Annotated in this window: 26 protein-coding genes; 9 read left to right on the forward strand and 17 right to left on the reverse strand. The window is 62.8% G+C overall.

Features of this window, described 5'->3' with window-relative positions:
• Nucleotides 1–5: 5 nt before the first annotated feature.
• Nucleotides 6–1,409: an NAD(P)(+) transhydrogenase (Re/Si-specific) subunit beta gene (locus C8264_RS03155; RefSeq protein ID WP_108459970.1), complete on the forward strand. Its 1,404-nt coding sequence runs from the start codon at nt 6–8 to the stop codon at nt 1,407–1,409.
• A gap of 92 nt (nt 1,410–1,501) precedes the next feature.
• Here C8264_RS03155 and C8264_RS03160 read toward each other — a convergent pair whose 3' ends face one another.
• Nucleotides 1,502–1,708, reverse strand: coding sequence for a SlyX family protein (locus tag C8264_RS03160; RefSeq protein ID WP_108459520.1), 207 nt, complete (start codon nt 1,706–1,708; stop codon nt 1,502–1,504).
• Between the two features lie 259 nt (nt 1,709–1,967).
• Nucleotides 1,968–2,753 (reverse strand): class I SAM-dependent methyltransferase, encoded by a 786-nt coding sequence (locus tag C8264_RS03165; RefSeq protein WP_108459521.1) that lies wholly within the window; start codon nt 2,751–2,753, stop codon nt 1,968–1,970.
• A 139-nt stretch (nt 2,754–2,892) separates the two neighbouring features.
• On the opposite strand from C8264_RS03165, the gene C8264_RS03170 reads away from it, so the two are divergent.
• The 3 genes from C8264_RS03170 to C8264_RS03180 all read left to right on the forward strand — a co-directional run bounded on the left by C8264_RS03170 (nt 2,893) and on the right by C8264_RS03180 (nt 5,055).
• Nucleotides 2,893–3,453 carry a tryptophan-rich sensory protein gene (locus C8264_RS03170; RefSeq protein WP_108459522.1) on the forward strand — a complete coding sequence of 187 codons (561 nt, stop codon included), beginning with the start codon at nt 2,893–2,895 and terminating at the stop codon, nt 3,451–3,453.
• A gap of 72 nt (nt 3,454–3,525) precedes the next feature.
• Nucleotides 3,526–4,164 carry a DsbA family oxidoreductase gene (locus C8264_RS03175; protein ID WP_162783431.1) on the forward strand — a complete coding sequence of 213 codons (639 nt, stop codon included), beginning with the start codon at nt 3,526–3,528 and terminating at the stop codon, nt 4,162–4,164.
• An 81-nt stretch (nt 4,165–4,245) separates the two neighbouring features.
• Nucleotides 4,246–5,055 (forward strand): alpha/beta hydrolase, encoded by an 810-nt coding sequence (locus tag C8264_RS03180; RefSeq protein ID WP_162783432.1) that lies wholly within the window; start codon nt 4,246–4,248, stop codon nt 5,053–5,055.
• Nucleotides 5,056–5,071: 16 nt separating this feature from the next.
• Here the strand turns inward: C8264_RS03180 and C8264_RS03185 are convergent, their stop codons facing one another.
• The gene (locus C8264_RS03185) at nt 5,072–5,275 is read right to left on the reverse strand and encodes a hypothetical protein (protein WP_108459525.1); all 204 of its coding nucleotides are present in this window, start codon (nt 5,273–5,275) and stop codon (nt 5,072–5,074) included.
• 270 nt (nt 5,276–5,545) lie between these two features.
• On the reverse strand, nt 5,546–5,818 hold the full coding sequence (rpsU, locus tag C8264_RS03190) for a 30S ribosomal protein S21 (protein WP_056257641.1): 273 nt from the start codon (nt 5,816–5,818) through the stop codon (nt 5,546–5,548).
• Between the two features lie 234 nt (nt 5,819–6,052).
• Between rpsU and C8264_RS03195 the strand changes: the two genes are divergently transcribed.
• Nucleotides 6,053–6,739 carry an alpha/beta fold hydrolase gene (locus tag C8264_RS03195; RefSeq protein ID WP_108459971.1) on the forward strand — a complete coding sequence of 229 codons (687 nt, stop codon included), beginning with the start codon at nt 6,053–6,055 and terminating at the stop codon, nt 6,737–6,739.
• A 466-nt stretch (nt 6,740–7,205) separates the two neighbouring features.
• On the opposite strand, the gene C8264_RS03200 is transcribed toward C8264_RS03195, so the two are convergent.
• The 3 genes from C8264_RS03200 to C8264_RS03210 form a co-directional block, all read right to left on the reverse strand.
• Nucleotides 7,206–8,294: a 5-(carboxyamino)imidazole ribonucleotide synthase gene (locus tag C8264_RS03200; RefSeq protein ID WP_281261432.1), complete on the reverse strand. Its 1,089-nt coding sequence runs from the start codon at nt 8,292–8,294 to the stop codon at nt 7,206–7,208.
• 3 nt (nt 8,295–8,297) lie between these two features.
• Nucleotides 8,298–8,762, reverse strand: a complete 465-nt coding sequence (purE, locus tag C8264_RS03205; protein WP_425430664.1) for a 5-(carboxyamino)imidazole ribonucleotide mutase — start codon at nt 8,760–8,762, stop codon at nt 8,298–8,300.
• A gap of 105 nt (nt 8,763–8,867) precedes the next feature.
• Complete coding sequence (locus C8264_RS03210; protein WP_108459528.1) at nt 8,868–9,083, reverse strand: YdcH family protein; 216 nt, start codon at nt 9,081–9,083, stop codon at nt 8,868–8,870.
• Between the two features lie 152 nt (nt 9,084–9,235).
• On the opposite strand from C8264_RS03210, the gene C8264_RS03215 reads away from it, so the two are divergent.
• On the forward strand, nt 9,236–9,409 hold the full coding sequence (locus tag C8264_RS03215) for a YdcH family protein (protein WP_108459529.1): 174 nt from the start codon (nt 9,236–9,238) through the stop codon (nt 9,407–9,409).
• A gap of 416 nt (nt 9,410–9,825) precedes the next feature.
• Here C8264_RS03215 and C8264_RS03220 read toward each other — a convergent pair whose 3' ends face one another.
• The 3 genes from C8264_RS03220 to C8264_RS03230 all read right to left on the reverse strand — a co-directional run bounded on the left by C8264_RS03220 (nt 9,826) and on the right by C8264_RS03230 (nt 12,679).
• Nucleotides 9,826–10,593 (reverse strand): sulfite exporter TauE/SafE family protein, encoded by a 768-nt coding sequence (locus tag C8264_RS03220; RefSeq protein ID WP_108459530.1) that lies wholly within the window; start codon nt 10,591–10,593, stop codon nt 9,826–9,828.
• 209 nt (nt 10,594–10,802) lie between these two features.
• On the reverse strand, nt 10,803–11,531 hold the full coding sequence (locus C8264_RS03225) for a DUF1013 domain-containing protein (protein WP_108459531.1): 729 nt from the start codon (nt 11,529–11,531) through the stop codon (nt 10,803–10,805).
• A 134-nt stretch (nt 11,532–11,665) separates the two neighbouring features.
• Entirely contained in the window at nt 11,666–12,679 is a 1,014-nt protein-coding gene (locus C8264_RS03230) for an NAD(P)H-quinone oxidoreductase (RefSeq protein ID WP_108459532.1), read from the reverse strand.
• Between the two features lie 79 nt (nt 12,680–12,758).
• Between C8264_RS03230 and C8264_RS03235 the strand changes: the two genes are divergently transcribed.
• The gene (locus C8264_RS03235; protein WP_108459533.1) at nt 12,759–12,941 is read left to right on the forward strand and encodes a DUF1192 domain-containing protein; all 183 of its coding nucleotides are present in this window, start codon (nt 12,759–12,761) and stop codon (nt 12,939–12,941) included.
• A 330-nt stretch (nt 12,942–13,271) separates the two neighbouring features.
• Nucleotides 13,272–13,781 carry a protease adaptor protein RcdA gene (gene rcdA / locus C8264_RS03240; RefSeq protein ID WP_108459534.1) on the forward strand — a complete coding sequence of 170 codons (510 nt, stop codon included), beginning with the start codon at nt 13,272–13,274 and terminating at the stop codon, nt 13,779–13,781.
• 194 nt (nt 13,782–13,975) lie between these two features.
• Here rcdA and rpmE read toward each other — a convergent pair whose 3' ends face one another.
• Nucleotides 13,976–14,197, reverse strand: a complete 222-nt coding sequence (gene rpmE, locus C8264_RS03245) for a 50S ribosomal protein L31 (protein ID WP_108397929.1) — start codon at nt 14,195–14,197, stop codon at nt 13,976–13,978.
• 220 nt (nt 14,198–14,417) lie between these two features.
• Here rpmE and C8264_RS03250 point away from each other — a divergent pair, with 220 nt between their 5' ends.
• A complete protein-coding gene (locus tag C8264_RS03250; RefSeq protein ID WP_108459535.1) occupies nt 14,418–16,238 on the forward strand; it encodes an ABC transporter transmembrane domain-containing protein in 1,821 nt (606 codons plus the stop codon).
• A 325-nt stretch (nt 16,239–16,563) separates the two neighbouring features.
• Here C8264_RS03250 and C8264_RS03255 read toward each other — a convergent pair whose 3' ends face one another.
• The 6 genes from C8264_RS03255 to C8264_RS03280 form a co-directional block, all read right to left on the reverse strand.
• A complete protein-coding gene (locus C8264_RS03255; RefSeq protein ID WP_108459536.1) occupies nt 16,564–17,589 on the reverse strand; it encodes a peptidoglycan -binding protein in 1,026 nt (341 codons plus the stop codon).
• 3 nt (nt 17,590–17,592) lie between these two features.
• Nucleotides 17,593–18,579, reverse strand: a complete 987-nt coding sequence (locus C8264_RS03260; RefSeq protein ID WP_108459537.1) for a flagellar motor protein MotA — start codon at nt 18,577–18,579, stop codon at nt 17,593–17,595.
• 160 nt (nt 18,580–18,739) lie between these two features.
• Complete coding sequence (locus C8264_RS03265) at nt 18,740–19,534, reverse strand: inositol monophosphatase family protein (protein ID WP_108459538.1); 795 nt, start codon at nt 19,532–19,534, stop codon at nt 18,740–18,742.
• Between the two features lie 2 nt (nt 19,535–19,536).
• The gene (efp, locus tag C8264_RS03270) at nt 19,537–20,103 is read right to left on the reverse strand and encodes an elongation factor P (protein ID WP_108459539.1); all 567 of its coding nucleotides are present in this window, start codon (nt 20,101–20,103) and stop codon (nt 19,537–19,539) included.
• A 188-nt stretch (nt 20,104–20,291) separates the two neighbouring features.
• On the reverse strand, nt 20,292–21,497 hold the full coding sequence (locus tag C8264_RS03275) for a tetratricopeptide repeat protein (RefSeq protein WP_108459540.1): 1,206 nt from the start codon (nt 21,495–21,497) through the stop codon (nt 20,292–20,294).
• Nucleotides 21,494–22,096, reverse strand: a complete 603-nt coding sequence (locus tag C8264_RS03280) for a thiamine phosphate synthase (protein WP_162783434.1) — start codon at nt 22,094–22,096, stop codon at nt 21,494–21,496. The genes C8264_RS03275 and C8264_RS03280 overlap by 4 nt, the downstream gene beginning before the upstream one ends.
• Nucleotides 22,097–22,121 lie beyond the last annotated feature (25 nt).

A 22,121-nucleotide genomic window follows, 5' to 3' on the forward strand; every position in this document is an offset into this window, starting at 1 on the left:
CGATGATCTCTGCGGATTGGGCAGCGCTGCTTTATCTCGTCTCCGGTGTTCTGTTTATCCTGGCTTTGCGCGGACTTTCGAGCCCGCGTTCATCGCGCCAGGGCAACATGTTCGGCATGGTCGGCATGGGCATCGCCATTGTCACCACGCTACTGGTGGCCGCGCCATCGGATTGGATCAGCTGGGTGTTGATCGTTGGCGGCATCGGCCTTGGCGGGGGCATCGGCGCCTACATGGCCCGCACCGTCAAGATGACCGACATGCCGCAACTGGTGGCCGCGTTCCACTCGCTGGTGGGTCTGGCGGCCGTGTTCGTTGCAGCAGCGGCGCTCTATGCGCCCGTCGCCTTTGGCATTGGCGAGCCCGGCGCCATCCATGCGCAAGCGCTCATTGAAATGAGCATAGGCACGGCGATCGGCGCCTTCACCTTCACCGGCTCGGTCATCGCCTTCGCCAAGCTCAACGGCAATATGAGCGGCAAGCCGATCATTCTTCCGGCGCGACACGCCATTCACATCGTGATCGGCGTTGCTATCCTGGCACTTGTCTGGGCCTTCACTGTTTCGGCAGACCCCTGGCTGTTCTGGGCCATCACTGTGCTGGCGCTGGTGTTGGGTGGGCTGATGATCATCCCGATCGGAGGCGCGGACATGCCGGTCGTCGTATCCATGCTCAATTCCTATTCAGGCTGGGCGGCGGCGGGCATCGGGTTCACGCTGGGCAATACGGCGCTGATTATCACCGGTGCGCTGGTGGGCTCGTCCGGCGCGATCCTGAGCTACATCATGTGCAAGGCCATGAACCGCTCGTTCATTTCGGTGATACTGGGCGGGTTCGGCGGCGACAGCGGCGCGGGTGCGGGTGCGGCTGAAGACGATCGCCCGGTCAAGCAGGGCGCGGCCGAGGACGCGGCGTTTCTCATGAAGAATGCGGGCAAGGTCATCATCGTGCCGGGCTATGGCATGGCCGTGGCGCAGGCGCAGCACGCCCTGCGCGAAATGGCCGATCTGCTCAAGGCAGAGGGTGTTACGGTCAAATACGCCATCCATCCAGTGGCGGGACGGATGCCCGGCCATATGAACGTACTGCTTGCCGAAGCCAACGTGCCCTATGACGAGGTGTTCGAACTCGAGGACATCAATTCGGAATTCGCGCAGTCCGATGTGGCCTTCGTGATCGGCGCCAATGACGTCACCAACCCCTCGGCCAAGACCGACAAGACCTCGCCGATCTATGGCATGCCAGTGCTCAACGTCGAAGACGCGGGCACGGTATTGTTCATCAAGCGCGGCATGGCTGCGGGCTATGCTGGGGTGCAGAACGAGCTGTTCTTCCGCGACAACACCATGATGCTGTTCGGCGACGCCAAGAAGGTGACCGAGGAGATCGTCAAGGCACTGGGGCACTGAAGGCGCAGGGATTCGTTGCGCTTTTTTGCCACGACCTCGTGGTTCGCCCTTCGACAGGCTCAGGAGGCTCACCATGAGGTCTGCTAGGATGATTAGTAGTGCGGCGGCGGGGCTTCGGTGCTCGGGTCCGCGATATAGACGCCGGAGCGCACCTGTTCCTCGACGGTTTCGAGCTTGCGGCTCAGAACATCGATCTGGCGCCACTGCTCGGTGATGGTGGCGTTGAGTTCCTCGATGGTCTGATCCTGGAAGGCGATGCGCGTTTCAAGCGCTTCGAGACGCTCGGCAAGATCGGTCATTCATAGCTCCCGTATTCTGCTCAGTCTCTTGGACATGCGTGCATTTAATGGGCATGGAAGGCAGAAACAAGCCGCATGGTTCCGGCCTTTGGACCGTACAGCGTCCTGAAAAGAAAAAGACCCCGTCGCCAACAAGCGCCAGGGTCTTTCCTTGTTCCGGCGCAGCATGGAGGGACGCGCGCGCCGGTATTCCGGATAGATATGTCGAGCCCAGCGCTACGCAAGATCGATCGCGGATGCGTGATCGTTGACTAGCGCCTCACGCCACATTGCCGCAGATGGCGTTGGCCCGGGCCGTGGCGGTTACGGAGGCGTCTATATCGGCGCCCAGGTTGGTGCGGACCCGATCTTTGAGGTTTGGCACCGTGTCGGGAGCGGTGGCTTCAAGGGCGATCTTGATGCGGGGCGCCTTGATGGCCGTTGTCCAATAATCTTCGAAATTGCTGAAGGAGCGGGTGACGGGGATATCGCGTGCATCGATCCGGGTCAGGCCCGCTTCGGTCCAGAGCCGCATGAGTTCTGCGGCGTCGCCGGCCTGGGGACTTGGTGGTTCGGAGGGAGGCAAGCCAAGCTCCCGCATTGCCTGATGCAGCGGCTCATAGGGGAAGCCACCGTTAAGAAGATCCCAGCCATAGGCGGCGACGGTTCCGCCAGGACTAGTGACGCGCTTCATTTCAGCGATGCCCTTGGTGGGATCCGGCATGAAGTGGACAACCAGGGCGGCGACGCTGATGTCGACGGAATGATCGTCCAGCGGCAGGGCCATGGCGTCGCCAACCTCGAACCGAATGATCTCGCCCAGGCCACGGGTCCGAGCGAAGTCGAGTTGGGATTCCGATGGGTCGATGCCCAGGATTGAAGCCGGTGCGCAGCGCTCGGCGATGAGTTGGGAGAATGCGCCGCTGCCGCAGCCGACATCGATCCAGAGTTTTCCAGCAGCTGGGCGGACCCAATCGAGGAATATCTCGCCCACGCTGCGGCTCCAGATACCCATCATCTGCTCGTATCCGGCGCCGTCGCTGAACCGTACTGGCTGGTTGGTCATGTGTGTTCCTCCCGCATGTGATCGGCAGCTTCAAGCGGCCGATAGGTGGAATGATCCCCAAGTCGTGAATTGACGTTAACGGAACCCTTTGTCTGCTCGCGGACTTTCTTTTGCAAGTCTTACCAAGCGGGTGCCGAAAATGGCGACCATCACTGCAGCTAATCAGAGTACTCATTCCAAGTTCTTGCTCGATGCCAATCGGCAGGATGGGTTAGGTTTGCTGTTGAGCGCCGCGTTGCCGCTTGCCGCCTATGTGGTTTTTCATGGATTTGCGGAGATGAACGGCGCCATGCCGTTGTTTTTTGCGCCCTTCGGCCTGCCCGGCTGGGCCGGTGCGATGCTTTACCTGATGGCACTGCCGCTGTTTGGTGTTGCCCGCTGGATGGTGGCCGAAAAGAGCGATGAAGGCCGCAACGCCGGATGGTGGCTGGTTGCGCTGATGGCTGGCACCATCGTCTTTCCTTTCGTTGTGGCACCCCTCGATTCCCTGATGCTCAGTATCATTTCGATGAGCATGCTGGTGGCGGCGCTTGGCGCTGGTGTTCGTACGGCGCGGGTGTCTCGGCTGGCTGGCCTCGTCATGCTGCCCGGACTGGCGTGGATGGGCCTTAGCGCCTTTGTTGGCTTGAGCTTTGTGGCCGGCTGGACGCCGCCGTTCGGGCTGACCAATGCCAATGCGAACGTGAACCCCGCAGCCTAAGGCCGGTTACCTCCACGTGCGTTCTTGCGGTGAGCGTGCAACCGGGCCATGTCATGGCAAAGAGGATTTGCCATGACCAAACAGCTCAAGATCGATGTCTTTACCGATGTGGTTTGCCCCTGGTGCATCGTGGGTTCGGCGCGGCTGGATAATGCCATCGCCGCCTTGCCCGAAGATATTGAGATCGTTATCGAAAATCACCCCTTCTACCTCGATCCTAACACCCCGGCCGAGGGCGTTGTGGTGGCTGATATGCTGCGCGAGAAGTATGGCAAGGACCCGCGCGAGATGTGGGAGCGGGTGGAAAGCGAGGCGCTAAAGGCCGGGGTGGAACTGGACCTTTCCAAGCAGCCGCGCATGTTCCCGACCAAGAAAGCCCATACGATTACGCGGTTGGCCAAGCCTTTGGGCATTCAGCACGAACTGGCCAATGCCATTGCGAACGCCTATTTTCTTGAGCACCGTCAGATATTTGACGACAATGTGCTGGCCGATATCGCGGTGGAATTCGGCTTTGATCGCGGCGATGCGCTCGATGCGATGAATGACGAGAATGAGTTGGCGATCACCGAACAATTGGCGACCGATGCTGCGGCGCAAGGGATCAGGGGCGTGCCGTTCTTCATCTTCGGCGGGAAATATGCGCTGTCGGGGGCACAGACGGGGGAGGTGTTCGAGCGGGCGCTGGCGCAGACGCTCGACGAGCTTTAGCTCGCTTTTTGCTTCTGAGTTGCGCTAGGCATGCTTCGGTTTATCCTGCATGTTGCTTCCTCTTTTCTGAGGTTTTCTTCCGTGAAGCTCCTTGTCCGCATCGTTGTCGGCGTTCTTGCCGTGCTGGTCGTCGCCTATGCCGCAGTCGTCGGCTACATGTATGTCAATCAGCGGGCGCTGCAGTACGAGGCGCAGGGCGAGGTTACCGCCTTGGCGGATACGGTACTGCCCGGCGCAGAGGCCGTGGCGATTCCCTCTGGCGATGGCGTGATCAATGGCTGGTACCAGGCGCCGCAGCCGGGCAAGCCGCTGGTCATCTACTACAAGGGCAATTCGGGCAGCTTCAGCGCCGAGCATGAGCGGTTCGAGCAGTTCGTTGCCGATGGCTACGGGTTCCTGTCGTTCGATTATCGCGGCTTTCCCATGTCGCCGGGATCGATCAGCCAGGACGGGATTTTGGAAGATGCGCTGGCGGCATTCGATTGGGCCGAGCAGAAGGGGTTCCCGATCATGATCTGGGGACGCTCGCTCGGGTCGGGGCCGTCCACCTATGTGGCCAGCCAGCGCGATGCAGAGGCGCTGCTGCTGGAGACGCCGTTCCTGTCGGCCTCGACGGTGGGCAGTGAGCGCTATCCCTATCTGCCGGTGGCGCTGGTGATGCAGGACCAGTTCCCCGTCAACCAGTGGATCGTCGATGTGAGCGAACCGGTGCTTGTTGCGCATGGCACGGGGGACCGGACCATCGACGTGAGCAATGGCGAGCGGCTGTATGAGCTGGTGCCCAACAAGGACGAACTCTGGATCGAACCGGACGCGGACCATGGCGATCTGTGGGATCGGGGCATCTGGAGCCACGCCGTGCCATTCTTTGACCGGGCGCTGGCGCAATAGCTCCAGGCTGAGGACCTTACGGGGAAGGCTGGGGCTGGTCCGGGGCTTCGCCGCCGACGGCGTCTGGCGTTGCTTCGGGCACGCCGGCCGAGACGTTGTCCTGCTGGGTTTGTCCGTCGCCGCCGCTCGGCGTGTTGTTGATGCTGGTGAACACCAGGATCGCGACCAATAGGCCAATGACCAAAATGCCCAGGCCAATCAGGGTTTGTTTGTTTCTCATCGGTGCGCACCGTGTTTGCCAGGAATGGGGACAACGGTGGGGCGGGGGAAAGGGTTCAACCGGGCGTGGAGCGCTTGTGGTGGGTGCTTGGGCATGGTGTGTCGCACGGGCGCTGAACCCCTCACCCGGCGCTGCACGCCGACCCTCGGGTCGGTGCCCGAGGGCAGGCTCTCCCCTCAGGGGCAAGGTGAGGAAGAGGTGGGCGACTTAGGAGACAAACAAAAACGCCGCCCATGAAGGACGGCGTTTTCGAATATGGGGTGCCAGGCTTTAGGTGCGCGGCGTTGCTGCGGCGGGACGGCCGGGCTGACCGGGGCGTGCCGTCGGCGTTGGGGCGGGCAGACCGCCTTCGCGCTGGGCGCGCTTGCGGGCCAGCTTGCGGGCGCGGCGCACGGCCTCGGCCTTCTGGCGAGCCTTCTTTTCGGAGGGCTTCTCATAGTAGTTGCGCAGCTTCATCTCGCGGAAGACGCCTTCGCGCTGCAGCTTTTTCTTCAGCGCGCGCAGCGCCTGGTCTACGTTATTATCGCGAACGACTACTTGCAAAGGTCAACCGCCCTTTCGAAGCTTGGACAAATGAGTTTGGAATATAGCAGCGAAGCCAAAAAGCACCGCCGCTGACCAGCAGAGCCAGTCACCGTGGGCCGCTCTATAGCCCAGCCTTCCCGGCTTGTCCACTGCTGGCAACACAAAAACCGCGGGACAGCGTGATCCGGGCTTGCCCTGGGCGAGTATGGGCGAAACACTTCAGCCAGGCGATTGTGCCTGCGGAGAGGGATGATGACAAGCAATCTGCTGCTGCTGCCGGGTTTGTTGTGCGATGAGCGGCTGTGGCGCGACGTGCAAAGCCAGTTGCAGGCGTCGGCGCTGGTCGCAGATTTTACGCAGGACGATTCGATTGCCGGGATGGCCCGGCGTGCGTTGGAGGCAGCACCAGCACGATTCGCCTTGGCCGGGCTTTCCATGGGCGGCTATGTCGCGCTCGAAATCATGCGGCAGGCGCCCGAGCGGGTCACCCATCTGGCGCTGCTGGATACGTCCGCGCGGGCCGATGACGATGCGCGCCGGGAAACGCGGCGCAAGGGCATCGAAATGGTCGGGCAGGGGCGGTTCATCGGCGTGTCTCGTGGACTGTTGGGTAATCTCTTGGCGCCGCACCATCTGGGTACGCCGCTGGCGGCAGAGGTTCAGGCCATGTCGGAGCGCGTCGGCGCGCAGGCCTATCTGCGCCAGCAAGTGGGGATCATGAACCGGGTGGATTCGCGGGAGCTGCTGCCGAGTATTGCGGTGCCGACACTGGTTGGCGTGGGGGAATTGGACAAGCTGACGTCGCCGGAGCTGGCAGAGGAAATGGCGGGGATGATCGAGGGGGCGGAACTGGTGCGCTTTGGGGACAGTGCGCATTTGCCGACGATGGAGAATCCGGCGGCGGTGGTGGAGGCTATGCGGGTGTGGTTGGGGCGGTAGGATGCCGATGGCCGAGTGCCACGACCTCGTCCTTCGACAGGCTCAGGATGAGGTCTACTGTGGGGACGGAGAAGGTTAGGATTCAGCGCAAAGCGCCTGAGCTCTTTTGGTGAGCTTGCCGAACCACGAGGGCGAGTGAGTGGAGCGGTGTCCTTGCTAAACCCGCCGGGTGATCCTGCTCACTGTGCTGCCCTCGGGCTTGAGCCGGGGCCCTTTTCCGCAAACACACCGTTCCGGCAGGGGCTGTCGGAATGGCCCTCGGGTCAGGCCTGAGGGAAACATGGTGTTTTTGACTACATCGTGCCACTGGCCAAGCGTTCGGTGTGAACACGCCCCTCTTTGGGGAGGACGGGGTGTGGAAGAGCCCCGATATTGGGGCTAACCATCCCCCACCCTTGATCCCTCCCCGCAGGGGGGAGGGTGTCGACTGGGGGAATTGGTTGAGGTGCGGGGCCTTTTTGCGGAGCTAAACTCGCCGGGTGATCCGGCTGATGTGGCCCATCTTGCGGCCGGGGCGGGTTTCGGATTTGCCGTAGAGGTGGGGTTGGGTGTTGCCGTCGAGAGCGGAGGGGACGGCGAGGACTTCGTCGCCGACAAGGTTTTCCATGATGACGTCGGCCATGCGGGCGGGATCGCCCAGGGGCCAGCCCAGGACGGCGCGGATGTGTTGTTCGAACTGGTCGGTGAGGCAGACGGCTTCCGTCCAATGGCCGGAGTTATGGACGCGGGGCGCGATCTCGTTGACGATGAGCGCGGGGCGCTCGCCGGCGACCACGAAGAACTCGACGCCCAGAACGCCGACATAATCGAGCGCCACGACGATGACCTTGGCCAGCATGGCGGCGTGTTTTTCAACGCCGGGCGGCACGTTGGCGGGGACGGTGCTGGTGTGGAGAATATGATGGCGATGCACGTTTTCGGCGGCATCGAAGGCACGGACTTCGCCTTGGGCGTTGCGCGCCACGACGACCGAGATTTCCCGCTCGAACGGCACGAAGGCTTCCAGCACCAGCGGCTTGGGCGAAAGCTCGGCGAAGGCTGCGGCGGCTTCACTGCGCTCGCGCAGCACGCGCTGACCCTTGCCGTCATAACCAAGCCGGGTGGTCTTGAGAACGGCTGGCAGGCCGAGAGCGTCGATGGCGGCTTCGAGCTCATCGAGGCTGTTGACCGGGCGGTGTGGCGCCACGGGGATGTTCTTGGAACTCAGGAAGCTTTTTTCCGCCAGGCGGTCCTGCGAAATGGCGAGCGCATTGGCGCCGGGGCGCAGGGGCTTGCGGGCGGCAAGGAAGGCGGCGGTGGCTGCCGGAACGTTCTCGAACTCGTAGGTGATGACATCAACCGCGTCGGCGAAGGCGGCAAGGGCTGCTTCGTCGTCATAGGCGGCAATGGTCTGGTGCGGGGTGACCTCGAAGGCGGGGCTTTGCGGATCGGGGCAGAAGATGTGGGTGCGCATGCCCAGCCGGCTTGCCGCCAGCGACAGCATGCGGCCCAACTGGCCGCCGCCCAGGATGCCGATCATGCTGCCGGGGGGCAGGGCGGAAATGTCTTGGGGCAAGGCCTACTCGGTATCTGTGGGGAATTGCGGAACGGCGGCCGTCTGGCGGGCGCGGAAGGCGTCGAGCCGATCGGCCAAATCATCGTCGCTGAGCGCCAGAACGGCGGCGGCAAGCAGCGCCGCATTGATGGCGCCGGGCTCGCCGATGGCCAGCGTCCCCACCGGAATGCCGCCGGGCATCTGGACGATGGAAAGCAGGCTATCCTGGCCGTTGAGCGCCTTGGAGCGTACCGGCACGCCGAACACGGGCAGGGGCGTCATGGCGGCGATCATGCCGGGCAGATGGGCTGCGCCGCCCGCGCCGGCAATGATGACCTTGAAGCCATCGGCGCGCGCCTCGGTAGCGAATTCAACGAGGCGCTCGGGCGTTCGGTGGGCCGAGACGATGCGCGCCTCGTACTCGATTTCGAGCGTTTCGAGCGTTTCGGCGGCGAGCCGCATGGTGGGCCAATCGGATTGGCTGCCCATGATGATGGCGACGAGTGGATTGGTGAGCACGGCCGATTCCCCCATCGGTCTCAGGCAAAGCGCGGAACTAGCCTAATTGTCGCCACACATCAAGGCGGGTGACGATCAGGCGATGATATCGGGCAAAAGGATATTCTCGAGCTGCACGATGCGATCCTTGAGCGCGAGCTTGCGCTTTTTCAGGCGCTGCAGCAGCATCCGGTCGGCTACATGCGACTGGGTCAGCGTATCGATGGCCGCGTTGAGATCGCTGTGTTCCTGGCGTTTGGTTGCCAGTTCCAGCCCCAGGCCGGCTTCCTGTTCCTTGCTGAGCGACATCATGGTTTCGAGCGCATCCCACGCTTGTATGTCAGCTCTGGTTAACCGATCGGGACGGGCTTTGCATCACATTTCAGATGGGGTGACCTTGGCGGTCGACAAAGCGTGAATTATTTGTGACGATGCCGGTGTCCACCAAACTTCTAGGAGTTGTTATGACGACTGAAGGGCATGTTGCGGCGCTGGAACGGCGCCATCAGGAGTTGGATCGCCAGATCCAGGCTGAAATGCAAAGCACGCGAATTAACGACCTCGCGATCGCTGCACTCAAGCGGAAAAAACTCGAAGTGAAGGATGAACTCTACAAATACTCGATGACGACACAGTAGGCATAAGGTCCCTGATGGGATGGAAGGGTCTCAGCCTATGCTGCGGCCCTTTTTTGTTGGCTGGAGGGTTTTGCGTTTGGTGGACCTAAGTGAAGGAGCCGGCCGACCTCAAGGTGAGCCTTCGACAAGCTCAGGAGTACGACCACCAGAGGCTGCCCCGGGAGTGTTTACTTCGGGCTTCTCGTCTCCTGTCAGTTCCATCCACTGTGTCATTCCCGCGAAAGCGGGAACCCCTGTTTTGAAACGGAGGTTCCCGCTTTCGCGGGAATGACGCGGTGATAACTGGGAGGCCGGCAAGTGCCGGAAATGATCACTCCCGCTTGGCCTGGGGTCGAGCGAGGCCGGCGTGCCACGACCTCGTCCTTCGACAGGCTCAGGATGAGGTCTACTCGGAAGCCTGTTCTGGCTGACCTGCTTTAGAGCCCCAGAAACACGCCGCGGATGCCGTCCCAAACCAGTTTGAGGGCGAGCAGGAACACCAGCCAATAGGCGATGCGGTAGAACCATTTCATGGAGATGCGGCGGACGAGATAGATGCCAAGGAACACGCCGGCGATGCCGACGGGGATCAGCGCCGCTGACAATTGCAAATTGTGCACATTGAGCTGGCCCAGAAAGAAATAGGGGATCAGCTTGGCGGTGTTGACGATGGCGAAGAACACCGCCGAGGTGCCGGAATAGGTGGCGGGCGGCAGGCGCTGGGGCAGCACGTAGATCTGGAATGGTGGGCCACCAGTGTGGCTGATGAAGCTGGTGAAGCCGGCAAAGCCGCCCCAGAATACGCCCCAGGGACGGGATGGCGGCAGGCCTTCGAGCTTCTTGCGCAGCGGCAGGAGGGCGTCGAGGATGAACAGCAGGGTCACCACGCCCACGAACAGCAGCACGGCGGCATCGGACACAAAGGCCCAGAGGGCCCAGCCCATCAACGTGCCGATGGCGGCGCCGGGCAGCATGATGCGGATGATGTGCCAGTCGACATCCCGGCGGTAGGCGTAGACGGCGATGACATCCATGGCCAGCAGCACCGGCAGCATCATGCCGGCGGCATCGCGAGCGGGCATGACGAGGCTGAGCAGCGGCACGCCGACCATGCCAAGGCTCCCCAGGAGCCCGGCCTTGCTGAGGCCAACGATGAGCACGGCGATCACGGCGATCGCGACGAAATACGGATCGAACGGGGGCATGGGGATAGTCCGGCGGGTGTCGTACCCATGGGTACGCCTTGGGGCGGCGTTGTCAACGGGTTTGGGGGTGCCATCAGAGCGCCGCCCTATCCCAGTTCGTCACCCTTGGGCTTGACCCAAGGGTGTTCATTACCCGCGTGCCTTAAGTGCAAAACCCTCGGGTCGAGCCCGAGGGTGACGATTGGTGGAAAGACGAGTGGCGGAAAACCTTATTCGTCGTTGTCGTTCTTGAGCGACTTGAGCTTGGAGAAGACCGAGTCGGCGTCGAAGTCGTCCTGCGCTTGCTCGGGGCGGTGGTCGTTGGCGGCGAATTCGCCGTCGGGGCCTTCCGAATGGCCGCGGGCGCCGGCGCGGGCCATCGCCTCTTCGGCGGTCATCAGGGTGGTGCCTTCGGGGGCTTCATCAACGCCCGGGCCGCCCTTGGAGGCGCGCTTGACTTCGAGGTCGAGGTCGATCTGGCTGCAAAGACCCAGCGTTACCGGGTCCATGGCCGCAAGATTTGCCGCGTTCCAGTGGGTCGATTCACGCACCGAGTCGATGGTCGACTTGGTGGTGCCCACGAGGCGCATGATCTGCGCGTCCTTGAGTTCTGGATGGTTGCGAACCAGCCACTTGATGGCATTGGGACGCTCATTGCGGCGCGAAATGGGGGTGTAGCGAGGGCCCTTGCGCTTGGCGGCTGCGACGCGAACCTTGGGCTCGCTCAGCTTCATGCGATAATTGGGGTCTTTTTCGGCCTTCTCGATTTCTTCCCTGGTGAGCTGGCCGTTCTGGATCGGGTTGACACCCATGATGCCGCCGGCAACGTCGCCATCGGCAATGCCCTGAACTTCGAGCGGGTGCAGCGTGCAGAAGGCTGCGATCTGCTCGAATGACAGCGCAGTGTTGTCGACGAGCCAGACCGCGGTCGCCTTGGGCATCAACAGTGGCTGGGTCATGATAAATCTCTCCTGCAGGCGCGGCCGGTTTTCCTCCGGACCGCTCCGCCTCTTTGCTTCATGCTGAGGGGGAACAAAGCACAATATACGGTCTCGGCGGCTGATCCGCAATGGCGATGTCGCGGTTTACGCTGCTAACCCTCGGCCCCAAAGGCTGTGACCAGCACCATCTTGCCCAGGTGGCCGCGCGCTTCCATGGCAGCATGGGCGGCGGGGGCCTGCGCGATGGGGAAGCTGGTGACTCGCGGCCTGGTGAAACCGGGTTGCTCCAGCGCCGGTAGCAGTTCGGTGCGGATACGGTTGGCGATGGCCGCCTTGGTGGCGCTGGTCTGGGGGCGCAGGGTCGAGCCTGAGAGGGTCAGCTGCTTGGCCATGATGGTGCGGAGGGAAATATTGGTGGTACTGCCGTTCAGCGTCGAGATCTGGACGATGTGGCCGCCGCATGCCGAGGCTTCGATGTTCCTTGCCGCCATTTCGCCGCCGACGATATCGACGACGCGGTCGACGCCCTTGCCGTCGGTGAGTTCAAGGACGCGGGCGACGATGTCTTCCTGGGTGTAGTCGATGGTTGCGGCGGCGCCGAGCTGGCGGGCATAGTCGGCCTTGGCGGGGGAGGAGACGACGCCGAAGGCGGTTGCTCGGAGGATGTTCGCAATCTGGATGGCCGCGCCGCCTATGCCGCCCGAAGCGCCATGCACCAGGACGGTCATGCCGGGCTCAAGCCCTGCGCGCATCACCAGCGTCTGGGTGACGGTGAACCAGGTTTCGGGCAGAGCGGCGGCTTCGGTGAAGGTCCAGCCTTTCGGCATGGGGAGAACCTGGCCATGAGGGACGACGACGTAGTCGGCATAGCCGCCGCCATTGACCAACGCCATGACGCGGTCGCCGATCTGCCACTGGCCGGCGTCCTCGCCCGTGGCCTCGACGATCCCCGAGACTTCCAGCCCCGGAAGCGACGATGCGCCGGGCGGCGGATCGTAGTGGCCGCGGCGTTGCGCGAGATCGGGGCCATTGACGCCGGCGGCGGCGACGCGGATCAGCACGTCGCCGGGGCCGCAAACGGGCATGGGCCAGTTCACCGGCTGCAACACTTCGGGGGCGCCGGGCTTTGTTATGGCGATGGCTTGCATGGTGGCGGGTTGGGTCATGTGTCCATGCTGCGCGATAGGCTCTTGCCCGGCAAGCCCATCAGGCTAGGTTGGTGGCAGATTGGCGGAGAAGGCTCACATGGACGAAGAAACATTCAAGAAGCCCACGGCCCATGAAGTCGGCATGATGCTCGATACCATGTCGGTGGAAGAGCTGGAGCAGCGCATCGGACTGCTCGAGGGCGAAATCAAGCGCCTGCGGGCGGCGATCGACGCACGAGGCCAGACGCGCAAGGCGGCGGAGTCGATTTTCAAGTTTTGAGCGGGTTGGTGGGCGGCGGCCGAGTCAATATCGTCCATGCGCGCAGGGTTAAGAAATCGAGTCCTCTTAACCGGCAATTAATGAGTTGGCGCTAATCTCTCATTATTCAGATTGTTCTGGATTTGGCAGAGCGATTTCTCCCTCTGTTTGACGCCTCCCTGTTAACTTCGAGAGCGGTTTTTACCGCTCTTTTTTTGTCTGCAGCGATTGGCGCCATCGTATCGCCCTGATCTTAAAGCTCTTTTTAGGTAGATCAAAGCGTGGTGATGACGATGGACCGATTTGGGCCTACCCTTTCAGCAAGGTAAGGAGCAGCGGCTTTTGACAGATATGAACCAGACTGGAGCGGCAATCGCCATTGGCCCACGCATCGTGGCCTCGGGCGGATTCGACCTGCTCTATCGCGAGGGCATGGCCCTGATCGAGGAAGTGGCCTCCTACCTCGATGGGGACGGACGCGCTGAAAGCCGCATCCTCAGCCGCGAAGCGTCATTTGTCTACGCCACCGAATCCATGCGCCTGACGACGCGGCTGATGCAGCTGGCCTCCTGGCTGCTGCTGCAGCGGGCGGTCAATGAAGGCGAGATTTCCAAGGAAAATGCCCGTTCCGAGAAGGAAAAGGTGCAGTTCTCCGCGACCCCTTCCGAGCGGGGCGGGCCGGGGTACGAGCAATTGCCGCAGGCGCTGCGCGATCATATCGACAAGGGCGACAGGCTGTTTGATCGGGTGATGCAGTTTGATGCGCTGGAGCGTGGCAAGATGCCAGTGCTGGATGCGGGCGTGGCCAATGGAATTGCCGATCAGCTGGCGCGACTCAAGGCGGCGTTCGGGCGGGCTTGAGGGCAGCGCACAAATGGAATTCTTGCAGCAGACCTCATCCTGAGCCTGTCGAAGGACGAGGTCGTGGCCCCCCAACCTCCACTCGCTCGACCCGTGGTTCGACAAGCTCACCATGAGGGCTACTCTCACCCGATCGCGCGCAACAAAAAACCCGGCACGAGGCCGGGCTTTTCAAAACTCGCAAGAGGATCGGCTTAGATGCCGAGGCCCTTGAAGCGCTCCTTGAAGCGCGAGACGCGGCCGCCGCGATCCAGCAGCTGGCCCGTGCCGCCGGTCCAGGCGGGATGGGTCTTGGGATCGATGTCGAGCTGGAGGGTGTCGCCCTCCTTGCCGTAGGTCGAATAGGTCTGGTATTTGGTGCCGTCGGTCATAACCACATTGATCAAGTGGTAGTCCGGATGAGTATCAGCCTTCATCGGTATCGCCTCAAATCAAACGGGCGCCGCAGCGCCCGGAGAGCATCTAAAACTGGTGTTGGCCGCTTCATACAGAAAGGTGGGGCGGTCCGCAAGAGCAAGGGCGCGGCAATTTCACGCCGGACAAAGCTGTTGCCCGACAAGGCCGCAAACTCTATATCGGGGCCGCAGCACGGCCCGGCTGATCCGGACCCTCTAAACGAGTGGCGAAATCCGAGCGATGACAGACCAGGCCGTTCCGGTTCAGGCCGACCCCGAAAAAATTGTCCCCAATACCATTGTGCCGAAACGCAAGCTGCAGCCGCTGCGGCGCCTGATGCCGTTCGTGCTGCGCTATCCGGTGCGGCTGGGCCTGACGGTGATGTTCCTTTTGATCTCGGCCATCTCCTCGCTGTCGATACCAGCAATGCTGGGTGGGGCGATCGACGAGGGTTTCATCGAGCAGAACCTGGAAAATGTCGGCCGCTATGGCTGGCTTATCGTGGGCATTGCCGCGATCATGGCCATCGCTTCCGGCGCGCGCTTCTATTTTATCTCCGTCATCGGGGAGCGTGTGCTGGCCGATCTGCGACAGGCGGTGTTCGTGCATCTGCTGCAGCTCGATGCCCGCTATTTCGACACCAACCGGGTGGGCGAGCTGACCAGCCGCCTCAATGGCGACGTTGGCGTGATCCGCGCGGCGGTTGGCTCGAGCTTCTCGCTCGCCTTGCGCTCGATAGTGACGATTGTCGGCGCGCTGATCATGATGTTCCTGACCAGCCCGGTGCTGACGCTGGCGGTGGTGATCATCGGGCCGGCGCTGTTGCTGCCGGTGATTGCATTTTCCAGGCGCTTGCGCCGCATGTCCCGGCGTACCCAGGATGCGCTGGCGGACCTTTCCGCCATGGCCACGGAGATGCTGGGCGCGACCCGGACGGTGAAATCCTTCACCCAGGAAGAGGTGCAGGCCGGCATCTACGGCGCGCGCAGCGAGGATAGCTACCAGGCCGAAATCAAGCGGCTCGGCGCGCGCTCCATGCTGGTCGGCATGGTCATATTCCTGGGCACTTCGGCCATCGTGTTCCTCGTCTGGTGGGGTGCGCGGGCGGTGTTCGAGGGTACCGTGACGGCAGGCCAGCTGGCGCAGTTCCTGATCTATGCCCTGATGGCCTCCGGCGCGCTGACCAATGTCAGCGAAGTACTGGGCATGTTGCAGACCATTGCCGGCTCGACCGAGCGGCTGACCGAGATCCTCGATACGGAAGCCTCCATCAAGGACCCGGCCAATCCTGTTGCCTTGCCCAGGCCGCCGCTGGGCACAGTTACGTTCGACCACGTTTATTTTGGCTACGATACCGGCGGCGCCGAGCGCGTGCTGACGGACATGAATTTCTCCGTCGCGTCTGGCGAAACCGTCGCGCTGGTTGGTGCGTCCGGCTCGGGCAAATCCACCACCCTCTCGCTGCTGCAGCGCTTCTACGACGTGACGGGCGGCTCCATCAAAGTGGATGGCGTCGATATTCGCCAGGTGCGGCTGCAGGATCTGCGGCAGCGGTTCGCCTATGTGGAGCAGGAACCGACGATTTTCGCCGGTACCATCGCCGAGAACATCCTGTTCGGTAAGCCCGGTGCGAGCACGGCCGAAATGGAAGCGGCGGCGAAGGCCGCGCTGGTGCATGACTTCGTGCTGGAACTGCCGCAGGGCTATGACACGCTGGTCGGTGAGCGCGGCGTGATGCTGTCAGGCGGGCAGAAGCAGCGGCTGGCCATTGCGCGGGCGATACTCAAGAACGCGCCTATCCTGTTGCTGGACGAGGCCACCAGTGCGCTGGATGCGCAAAGCGAGCAATTGGTGCAGCAGGCGCTGGAGCATCTGATGCAGGGCCGCACGACGCTGGTGATCGCGCATCGGCTGGCCACCATTCGGGACGCCGACAAGATCCTGGTGCTCGATGCGGGACGGATTATCGACCAGGGTACGCATGACCAGCTGGTTGCCAAGGGCGGGCGCTATGCGGAATTGGCGCGGTTGCAGTTCCGGCTGGATGATATTGGGGTGTAGGTTCGCGGTTGGTTGTGGTGTGGATGGATGGTGGGCTCCATCCGGCTGTGCCCCTCCTCCAGCCTACTCGGCGCGTTTATGGATCTCAGGAGACCTCATGGTGAGCTTGTCGAACCACGAGGTCGAGCGAGTGGAGGCTTGGTGCCACGACCTCGTGGTTCGACAAGCTCACCATGAGGTCTCATGCGTTAATCCCATTTTGTGTGACACGCTTTCAAGCTCTGCACGTGTGACGAGAGGCCCTCGGATCAAGGCCGAGGGAAGCTCAGTGGTGGGGACGTGGGGGCCAAGGACACAAGGTCGATGGCGGTCCACCCCACCTGAGTTAACCCTCGGTCAGCTTGAACTCGATGCGCCTGTTCCGGCGGTAGGCTTCTTCGGTGGTGCCAGGGTCGATGGGGGTGAATTCGCCGAAGCCGGCGGCTACCAGGCGGTTGGGCGAGACGCCTCTGCTGACCAGGTATTGCGCGACGGAGATGGCGCGGGCGGCTGACAGTTCCCAGTTGGAGGGGAAGCGTTCGTTGCTGATCGGGCGGCTATCGGTGTGGCCGTCGATGCGCAGCACCCAATTGATATCGGGCGGAATTTCGTCTTCCAGCTGCAGGATGGCGTCGGCCAGGGCGTCCAGATCGGGCAGGCCTGCCTGTTGGATATCGGCCTGGCCGGGATCGAACAGCACCTCGGACTGGAACACGAAACGGTCGCCGACGACGCGCACATCGGCGCGGCCTTCGAGGATTTCGCGCAGGCGGCCGAAGAAATCCGAGCGATAGCGGGAGAGGTCCTGCACGCGCTGGGCGAGCGCCACGTTGAGGCGGCGGCCGAGATCGGCGATCTGGGTGCGCGATTGGCTGTCGCGGGCTTCGGAGGCTTCGAGCGCGGTTTCAAGCGCGCCGATCTGGGTGCGCAGGGCCGCGAGTTGCTGGTTGAGCAGCGCGACCTGGGCGTTGGCTTCGTCCGAGAGTTCCTGGGCCTCCAGGAGGTCGCCTTGCAGTCCGGCAATGGCTTCGTCCTTGCCCTCGATGCCTGCACCAATCCCCGCGAGTTGCGAGCTCAGATCGGCGTTCTCCGACTGGGCGCTGCCAAGGGTTGCCGTCAGCTGCGCGATTTGCGTGTTGAGGTCTTCGGCATTGCTGCGTTCGAGTTGCAGGGATTCGGTGAGTTCGGCGATCTGGCTGTTGAGGCGGGCGAGCGCGGTGTCGCGGCCCTGGATTTCCTGGCCCAGGAAAAACTGGGTCAGCATGAATAGCGACAGCATGAAGATGATGACGAGCAGCAGGCTCGAGAGGGCGTCGACGAACCCCGGCCAGTAATTGGCCTCGACGCGCCGCCTGGAACGGGCTCCCGGCATTGGCTAGTTCCGCCGCTCGGTGTCGGCCTGGCTGAGCACGGCCTCGATCAGTTCGCGCAACTTCTTGTTGGTCTCGCCCTGCTCGTCGATATAGCGGCGCAGATCGTCCTGCTCGGTGCGCATGTGCTTGACGAGGCCATCGATGCCGCGCGCCAGTTCGGCCATGGCGCGGATAGCGTTCTGGCTCGAGTTCTGGTTCTGCATGGAATTGCCGAGCTTGTCGAACATGGCCTGCATGTCCGGGCCGCCGGCATTGGCCTGCATCGCGGAAACGGGGTGGTCGAGCTCGGTCATGGAGGTCATCCAGTCTTCGAGGTCGGTATAAAAGGCGTTCTGGGCCTGGCTGGTCTGCAGGTCGAGGAAGCCCAGGACGAGCGAGCCGGCGAGGCCGAACAGTGAGGACGAGAAGGCCGTGCCCATGCCGGCCAGCGGAGCGGCGAGGCCTTCGCGCAGGCTGGCGAATTGGGAGGCGGTGTCGCCATCCGCAACATCGAGCGTGTTGATGACGCCCGCAACGGAGGTCACGGTTTCCAGCAGACCGTAGAAGGTGCCCATGAGGCCGAGGAAAACGAGGAGGCCGGTAAGGTAGCGCGAGGTATCCTTGGCTTCGTCGAGCCGGTTGCCGACGGAATCAAGGATCGAGCGCATGGAAGAGGGGGTGATGACCGCTTCCCCGATCCGTTCGCGCAACAGGCCCGCGACGGGCGCCAGCAGGATGGGCGGGCGCACATTGGAGGCGTTGCCGTCCTGCAGGGAGTTGACCCATTTCACCTCGGGAAAGAGGCGGATCACCTGCCGGAAACTGAGGAAAATGCCGACGAACAGGGCAAAAAAGATCATCGAGTTGATGAACGGGTTTGCCCAGAAAAACGTGACGATGGTGCTGAACAGAATGGCCCCAACCAGCCCCACCAGCACCAGAAAAATCACGATCTTGACGAGGTAGACCATGGGGCTGGCGAGGTGATAGGGATCGTAGCCTTGCGTCATCTGCCTAAAACCTTGCCCCGAACGCCAAATCACTAGGCGCAGACTAGTCAGAGCGCCTCACCAAGACAATCCTAAAGGTTAACGGATGGGCAGCCGAAGGCAACATCATGGCCGCCTTTGGCCATGACGCAACACAATGTAGCTCCCTGACGAACTGCGATCAGTTGATCGGACGCAATTCCTTGAGCAGGGCTGCCTGGAGCGTCTCGTTGCCGGCCACGATCTGGCCGTTCCATACCGAACCCGAGGCGCCGGAAAAGTCGGAGACGAAGCCGCCGGCTTCCTTGACGGCGAGCAGGCCCGGGGCGACGTCCCAGGGTGCCAGTCCGGCTTCCCACAAGGCATCGAAGCGGCCAGCGGCGAGCCAGGCCATGTCCATGGAGATGGAGCCGGAACGGCGGATGCCGGCGACGGCGGGGTTGATGTGGGCCAATTGGCGCAGCTGCAGGCCGTCATTGGCCGTGCCCTGCGTCTTGACGCCAGTGCTGACCACGGCGTCCGACAGGGTGCGGCGACCGGCCACGCGCAGGCGGCGACGGTCGTTGAGCCAGGTGCCGCCGCCCTTTTCGGCGGTGTAGAGCTCGTCGAGCACGGGGTTGTAGATGACGGAGGCGACGATCTCGTTGGCGCGTTCAAGGGCGATCGCCACGGCGAACAGCGGGATCGAATGGAGGAAGTTGGTGGTGCCATCGAGCGGGTCGACGATCCAGCGGTGCTGGCCATCGGTGCCGGCGACTTCGCCACCTTCTTCCATCAGGAAGGCATAGGTGGGGCGTGCCTTTTGCAGCTCGGTGAAGACGATCTGCTCGGCGCGCAGATCGGCCTTGGAGACGAAATCGGCGGGACCCTTGCGGGATACCTGCAGGTTTTCGACTTCAGCGAAATCCTTGGTCAGCGATTTTCCGGCCTTGATGGCGGCGTTGACCATGACATTGAGGAGTGCAGAACGTGCCATGATCAGTCAGCCCGGCGCATGTAAGTGGCTTCGGTGGTATCGACGACGATGCGTTCGCCGGTGGCGATGAAGGGCGGCACCATGACGCGCAGGCCATTGGCGAGAATTGCCGGCTTGAACTGGTTGGAGGCCGTCTGGCCCTTGGTGACAGGATCAGCTTCGGTCACTTCGAGGACCACGTTGGCCGGGAAGCGAATGCCCAGCGGCGTGTCCTCGTGCATTTCGAGGGTGATCTTCATGCCATCCTGCAGGAACGCGGCGCGTTCGCCGACGAACTCCTTGGGCAGTTCGACCTGCTCGTAGTTTTCCTGGTTCATGAAGACGAGATTGTCGCCCTGCTCGTACAGATAGGTGAAATCGCGGAATTCGAGTTCCACCTGTTCAACGGTTTCGGCCGAGCGGAAGCGCTCGTTGAGCTTGGTGCCGCCAAGAATGGCCTTGAGTTCGACCTGGGCGTAGGCGCCGCCCTTGCCGGGCTTGACGTGATCGACCTTGACGGCCACCCAGAGGCGGTCCTGGTGGTTGATGACGAAACCGGGGCGGATTTCGTTGCCGTTGATCTTGGCCATGCGTGCTGCTTTCGTTAACGGCGGCTGGATGCTGGAGCAGACCTTATCCCGAGCCTGGTGGAAGGATGAGGCCGTGGCTTGGTGGCCGCCCGATCTTGTGGTTCGTCAGGCGCACCACGAGACCGGAAAACAGACCTTGCCGCGAAAAAATCGTGTGGCGGGCTTATTGCCCCAGAATGCCTGCCGGTTCAAGGGGCTTCCGGCGCGACCGGGCCCTCAGCAGGCGCCGCTGCCGGTGCCTGGTCCGTGTCGGTGGGCGTGGGCAGGGCCGCCGGGCCAGCTTCGGGTGGTGTGGCCGTGGGGGGCTGCAGGGTGGTCTCGTTGTTTTCGGGCCTCGGTGGCTCGGATGGCCAGAAGCGAGCGCGTTCTTCGGCCGCATCCAGGCTTTCCGGCGGGATCGATACCAGGAGACGGTCCAGCGCCGGGTCCGACAGCCCTTGCCGCCGCGAGAGGGAACGCCACATGGCAGCTTCCTCGAGATCGAGAGGAACCCCTTCGCCCACGGCCAGGAGCTTGGCATAGCGGTTTTGCGCCACGGCATTGCCGGCCTCGGCAGCGCGCTCGTACCAGCTGGCGGCCTGCTCGATGTTCTTTTCGATGCCCTGACCCAGATACAGCATGGTGGCGTAATCGATCTGGGCGGGGACCAGCCCTTGCTCGGCTGCAAGGGCAATGTAGCGGGCGCCGCCCTCGGGATCGGGCGGAAGGCCGGCGCCTTCGATCAGCATGGTGCCATAGTCATATTGCGCTTCGGGCAGTTCGGCGTCGGCGGCTTCCTTCATCAGGGCCGCAGCGTCCGTCAGGCTGGGAGAGGCATAGATGCCTTCCACATGCAGCAGCGCCATGTTGTACTTGGCCGGGATATAGCCGGCATCAGCCGCCTTCTTGAACAGTTCGGCCGCTTTCGCCCGGTCCTTGGGAACGCCGATACCGTCCTGGTAATAAAGCGCCAGCGCGAAGGTCGCGAGGCGGTCGCCATTGTCGGAGGCAAGCTTGTACCATCCGGCGGCGCGTTCAGCGTTTTGCGCAATGCCGAGGCCCTTGGCGTAGATTTCGGCGATCAGGGTCTGGGCGGCAGCGTCGCCCTGTTCGGCACGGGGGAGGGCGTATTCAAGCGCCGTCAGGAAATAGCCGCGCTGGAACGCACCAAAGGCGTAATCGGGGGGCACTTGCGGCCCGAAAATCTCCGAACTGATCGCTTCGGCGGGGCTGTCGCCCTCTGGCGCTGGACCGGCTTGTTCGGCAGGCGCGTCGGGGGTCGGCGCCTCCGCTGCCGGGGCATCAGCCGCAGGTCTTGGCGCCGGACGCGGGCCGGCAGGAATGGGAGCCTCTTGCGCCAGGGTTGGCAGCACGAGGAATGGCAGCGTCAGCCAGGGCAGGAGGCGCGCGATCATGCGCGTTCCCTAAGCGCGTCGGCAATGGCGCGCATTGCCTTGGCGGGATCGGCGGCCGACCAGATGCTCGTCGAGAGCGCGATGAATTCGGCGCCGCGGCTGTTCACCTGTTCCGGCGTGGCGGAAGGGTCGCTCAGGACGGCGGGGATTTCGAAGGTTGCGGCCCACCATTCGGCCAGATCGCTTGCGATCGGATCGGTTGCGTCTTCGAGCGGACCAAAGAACACGTAATCGACCTCCATTTCGCCCATGGTCATGGCGTCGTGGCGGGTGGCGGCCGTTCCTGCGCCAACAATGAAGCTGGGTTTCAACGCCATTATCGCGTCTTGCACGGCTTCAGGGCCCCGGGTGATGTGCACGCCGTCGGCACCGAGGCGCTTGGCCAGCGTTGCGTCATCTTCCAGCAGCACGGCGCAGCCGGCGCCCTGTCCGACATTGATGATTTCCCGCGCGCGCTTGGCGTAGCCGGCCTCATCGGCGTTGCCACGACGCACCAACAGGGCCGACACTTCGGCGGCGTTGAGCACGGCCATCAGCACTGCCGGAAAACTGGCTGGATCGGGATTGGCGGGGGTAATCAGATAAAGCTGGGGTGCCATGGACTTCCGGACGATCGCGACGCGT

The sequence above is a fragment of the Devosia naphthalenivorans genome, from assembly GCF_003056355.1.
Taxonomy (GTDB): Bacteria; Pseudomonadota; Alphaproteobacteria; order Rhizobiales; family Devosiaceae; genus Devosia; species Devosia naphthalenivorans.